This is a genomic window from Phenylobacterium sp. (genome assembly GCF_030697305.1).
GTDB lineage: Bacteria > Pseudomonadota > Alphaproteobacteria > Caulobacterales > Caulobacteraceae > Phenylobacterium.
Map to the genome: position 1 here is coordinate 1 of NZ_JAUYQL010000019.1, position 4,657 is coordinate 4,657.

Here is a 4,657-nt window from a genome sequence, read left to right on the forward strand (position 1 = left end):
GTAGGCGAGCTCGGCGGCGTTCGGCTTCACCAGGTCGATGTCGCCATAGCGGGCGAACGAGCGCGCCTTGGAATCCACCACCACCTTGGCGCCATGCGCGGCCGCGGCCTCGTGGCAGGCGGCGATCACCGCGTCGGTGACGACGCCCTTGCCGTAGTCGGACAACAGGATCACGCCGGCCCCGGCCGCGGCGTCACGGATCGTGCGAATCAAGCGCTGCTCGACCTCTCCGCTCACTGGGCGGCTCTCCTCGAGGTCGACCCGCAGGAGCTGCTGGCCACCCGAAACGAAGCGGGTCTTCAGCGTCGTCGGCCGATCGGGATCGGTGACCAGATAGCCCTCGACGCCGGCTTCCTCGCCGACCAAGCGCGCCGCCTCGTGGCCGTCGGCGTCGCCGCCGACCAGCCCGACAAGCGCCACGGAACCACCGAGAGCAGCGACATTGCGCGCTACGTTGCCCGCCGCGCCCAGCATCACCAGCTCACGTCGGCGGGCGAGCACGGCGATCGGCGCCTCGGGCGAGACGCGGCTGACGTCGCCGTAGACGAAGCGGTCCACCATCAGGTCGCCGACGCAGGCGACGCGCCGGCCCGGAACCTGATCCAGGAGGTGCTGCAGGGCGGAGAAATCCATGGCGTTAGCCTGTGCGGCCCAGGGGTCAGTCGGTCAAGCAGCCCGCACGGCCGCATGCACCGCTTTCAGCGTGGTAAGCAACGCTCGCGCACCATCCAGCGGCAGACAACTCAGCGCATCGCACAGGGCCTTGTCGGGTTCCGGATGGAACTCCAGGAAAACGCCATCCGCGCCGGAGGCCACGGCCGCCTTGGCGATGATCGGCACCCCGTCGCGCCGCCCGCCGGTGGACGCGCCGTTGGAGCGCGGATCGCCGCCCGGCAGTTGCACCGCATGCGTCGCGTCGATGGTCACCGGCACGCCCAACTGCTGCATCTCCGGGATCGCCAGCATGTCGACCACCAGGTTGTTGTAGCCGAACGAGGCGCCGCGCTCGCAAAGGATCAGGATGTCGCGATCCACCGCCTCGCGGATCTTGTCGCGGATGTTGCGGGTGTCCCAGGGCGCCAGGAACTGGCCCTTCTTCACATGCAGCAGGCCGCCGGCGGCGGCCGTCGCCTGGGCGGCCGCGGTCACCAGGTCGGTCTGGCGGCAGAGGAACGCCGGGATCTGCACCAGGTCGGCCAGTGCGGCCACCGCGCGGACCTGATCGATCTCATGCAGGTCCGTGGCGATCGGCACGTCCACGCGGGCCTTGACCTCGGCCAGCATCGCCAGGCCCGCGTCCAGCCCCGGTCCGCGATAGCTCTTGATCGAGGACCGGTTCGCCTTGTCGAAACTCGCCTTGAACACGAACGGCAGGTCGAGGTCGGCGCAGAGCGCCTTCAGGTGGCGGGCCGTCGACAGCGCGAGGTCGAGGTCCTCAAGCACGTTGAGGCCGGCGATGACCACAAGCGGCTGGCCGTCGCCGATGGCGATGTTCCAGCGGTCCAGCTTCAAGACGGCCATGGGCGTTCCCGGTCTGCGGCGGCTCAGCCCCGCTAAGTGGCGCGCCGCTCAAGCTCCGACAAGCGACAATCCGCAACGCCTCTGCAACCGTGGCCGCCAGCCCGCCGTACACCTGTTGCGGGCGCCCGCTCCCACCCTTGATTTGGAAATGCTATGATCTGTCAGAATTGGTGGGGCGTGACTGTACGATGAGTATGGCTCAGGGAACCTCAGTGACCAGCTTGGCGGCGTCCGCGCGGGCGTTTCGCATGCTGCCGGAGCTCGCCGGCGCCCCCGCAGCCTTCCGACAGGCGGTGCGGATCATCGCCAGATCCTGGGTCGCCGGCGTTGTGACCTTCGTCCTGCCCTCCGGCCGCGAGCTGCGCATCGAAGGCGCGAGGCCCGGGCCCGACGCCACCCTGATCGTCCGCGATTTCCGTTTCATGCGCCGGGTGCTGACCGGCGGCGACATCGGCTTCGCCGAGGGCTTCATGGCCGGCGAATGGGACACGCCCGATCTGTCCGCCCTGCTGGTCGCCTTCAGCCTGAACTGGGACCGCCTCAGCGGCGTCGTCGAGGGCCACCCGGTCATGCAGGTCATGAACAGGGTCGGGCGCCTGTTCCGCGCCAACACCCGGCGCGGCGCGCGGCGCAACATCCCCGCCCACTACGACCTCGGGAACGCCTTCTATTCGCAGTGGCTGGACCCGACGATGACCTATTCGTCGGCGCGCTACACCCAGCCGGGCCAGCCGCTGGAGCAGGCCCAGTCCAACAAGTATCGCACCCTGGCCGAGTCCATGGATCTGCAATCCGGCCAGAGCGTGCTGGAGATCGGCTGCGGATGGGGCGGGTTCGCCGAGTTCGCCGCCCGAGAGGTGGGCGCCAAGGTCACCGCCATCACCATTTCGCGTGAGCAGTACGACTTCGCGCGCCGGCGCATGTTTGAACAGGGTCTGGCCGATTGCGCGGACATCCAGTTGATCGACTATCGCGACGTCGAGGGCTCGTTCGACCGGGTCGCCTCCATCGAGATGTTCGAGGCGGTGGGCGAGCGGTACTGGCCGGCCTATTTCGACAAGATTCGCCAGGTTTTGGCGCCCGGCGGCCGAGCGGGCCTGCAGATCATCACCATCGCCGACGAGCTGTTCGAAGACTACCGGCGCCGCGCCGACTTCATCCAGCGCTATGTGTTCCCAGGCGGCATGCTGCCCAGCGAAGCTCGGCTGCGCCGGGAAACCGACCGCGCGGGCCTCGTGTGGCGCGAGGCGCAGACGTTCGGCCAGCACTACGCCGACACCCTGGCGGAATGGTCGGCGCGCTTCGAGGCGGCCTGGGGTGAGATCCGCCAGCAGGGGTTCGACGAGCGCTTCCACAGACTATGGCGCTTCTACCTCAGCTACTGCGAGGCGGGCTTTCGCACGGGGCGCACGAATGTCGTGCAACTCGGCCTCACCAAACCCTGAAACCCCTCTGTTCCTGACGCGCGTGGCCGATTAAACAGCGGCCATGACAGTCGCCCAAAGCGTCCTCGACGCCATCGGAAACACTCCGCTGATCCGCCTGCGCCACGCGAGCGAGGCCACCGGCTGTGAGATCCTCGGCAAGGCCGAGTTCATGAATCCCGGCCAGTCCGTGAAGGACCGCGCGGCCTTGTACATCGTGCGCGACGCCGAGCGACAGGGCCTGCTGAAGCCCGGCGGCCGCATCGTCGAAGGCACCGCCGGGAACACTGGCATCGGGCTGGCGATGGTCGGCAAGGCGCTGGGCTACAAGTCGACAATCGTCATCCCGCGCACCCAGTCCCAGGAGAAGAAGGACGCCATCCGCCTCTATGGCGCGGAGCTCGTCGAGGTGGACGCACTCCCCTATTCCAACCCCGACAACTACGTGCGCTACTCGGGCCGCCTGGCGCAGGAGCTGGCGGCCAAGGAGCCGGCGGGCGCGATCTGGGCCAACCAGTTCGACAACGTCGCCAACCGTCAGGCCCACGTGGAGACTACGGGCCCCGAGATCTGGCGTCAGACTGACGGCAAGGTCGACGGCTTCATCTGTGCGGTGGGCTCGGGCGGCACCCTGGCCGGCGTCGCCGAGGCGCTGCGGGCTGAGAAGCCCGACGTCGCCATCGGCCTCGCCGATCCCCACGGCGCGGCGCTCTATAGCTACTACACCGACGGCGAGCTCAAGTCGGAGGGGACTTCGATCAGCGAGGGCATCGGTCAGGGCCGCATCACCGCCAACCTCGAAGGCCTAAAGGTCGATCGCGCCTACCGCATCGCCGACGACGAGATGCTGCGGGCGATCTACGACATGGTCGAGCACGAGGGTCTGGTGATGGGCGGTTCGACCGGGATCAACGTCGCCGCCGCGATCCGCATGGCCCGCGACCTTGGGCCGGGCCACACAATCGTGACGATCCTGTGCGACCAGGGCTCTCGCTATCAGAGCAAGATCTACAACCCGTCCTTCCTGGCCGAACGTGGCCTGCCGACCCCGAACTGGCTCTAGTCATGGTGCAAGACCCCGTGGTTTCGGCGACGTGGCTGGCGGCCGAGTTTGACGAGCCCGACCTGCGGATCGTCGACGCCACCTGGTTCATGCCCGGCGACGCGCGCGTCGGTCGCGAGGCGTACCGCCAGGGGCACATCCCAGGCGCGGTGTTCTTCGACATCGACGCCATATCGGACCCCGACACCGACCTGCCCCACATGTTGCCCAATCCGCAGGCGCTGGCCGAGGCGCTGGGAGACCTGGGCCTGACCCGCGACGACCGGGTGGTGGTCTACGATGGCCAGGGCATCTTCTCGGCCCCCAGGGTCTGGTGGACTCTGCGCATCGCGGGCTTTGAGCGCGTCTATGTGCTGGACGGGGGCCTCAAGGCCTGGGTGGCGCAAGGCGGCGCGACGGAGGCGGGCGAACCCGCCGTATCCCCGGCGCGCGTCGAACCGTCCTTCGACAGCGACCTGGTCCGCAATCTCGATGAGGTCCGCGCGATCGTCGCTGGAAGTGGCCACGAGCAACTGGTCGACGCCCGCGCCGTCCCGCGCTTCCGCGGCGAGGCGCCGGAGCCGCGCGAAGGCCTGCGCTCGGGTCACATGCCTGGGGCCTGCAACGTGCCTTGGCAGACGCTGCTCACGCAGGACGGCCGGATGCGCGA

5 protein-coding genes are annotated in these 4,657 nt (G+C 68.6%); 3 read left to right on the plus strand and 2 right to left on the minus strand.

Features of this window, described 5'->3' with window-relative positions; genetic code table 11:
- On the minus strand, positions 1-633 hold a 633-nt coding region (locus Q8R27_RS01950), incomplete at its 3' end, for a bifunctional heptose 7-phosphate kinase/heptose 1-phosphate adenyltransferase (protein WP_305697426.1).
- Between the two features lie 33 nt (positions 634-666).
- Positions 667-1,521, minus strand: a complete 855-nt coding sequence (gene kdsA, locus Q8R27_RS01955; RefSeq protein ID WP_305697427.1) for a 3-deoxy-8-phosphooctulonate synthase — start codon at positions 1,519-1,521, stop codon at positions 667-669.
- A gap of 248 nt (positions 1,522-1,769) precedes the next feature.
- Here kdsA and Q8R27_RS01960 point away from each other — a divergent pair, with 248 nt between their 5' ends.
- From Q8R27_RS01960 to Q8R27_RS01970, 3 genes are all read left to right on the plus strand, one after another.
- The gene (locus Q8R27_RS01960) at positions 1,770-2,966 is read left to right on the plus strand and encodes a cyclopropane-fatty-acyl-phospholipid synthase family protein (RefSeq protein WP_305697428.1); all 1,197 of its coding nucleotides are present in this window, start codon (positions 1,770-1,772) and stop codon (positions 2,964-2,966) included.
- Positions 2,967-3,009: 43 nt separating this feature from the next.
- The gene (locus Q8R27_RS01965) at positions 3,010-4,008 is read left to right on the plus strand and encodes a cysteine synthase A (protein ID WP_305697429.1); all 999 of its coding nucleotides are present in this window, start codon (positions 3,010-3,012) and stop codon (positions 4,006-4,008) included.
- Between the two features lie 2 nt (positions 4,009-4,010).
- On the plus strand, positions 4,011-4,657 hold a 647-nt coding region (locus Q8R27_RS01970), incomplete at its 3' end, for a sulfurtransferase (RefSeq protein WP_305697430.1).

Excerpts from the sequence above, each read along its gene's own strand:
- kdsA (WP_305697427.1), bottom strand. The coding sequence starts at position 1,521 with ATGGCCGTCTTGAAGCTGGACCGCTGGAACATCGCCATCGGCGACGGC.
- Q8R27_RS01960 (WP_305697428.1), top strand. The coding sequence starts at position 1,770 with ATGCTGCCGGAGCTCGCCGGCGCCCCCGCAGCCTTCCGACAGGCGGTG.
- Q8R27_RS01965 (WP_305697429.1), top strand. The coding sequence starts at position 3,010 with ATGACAGTCGCCCAAAGCGTCCTCGACGCCATCGGAAACACTCCGCTG.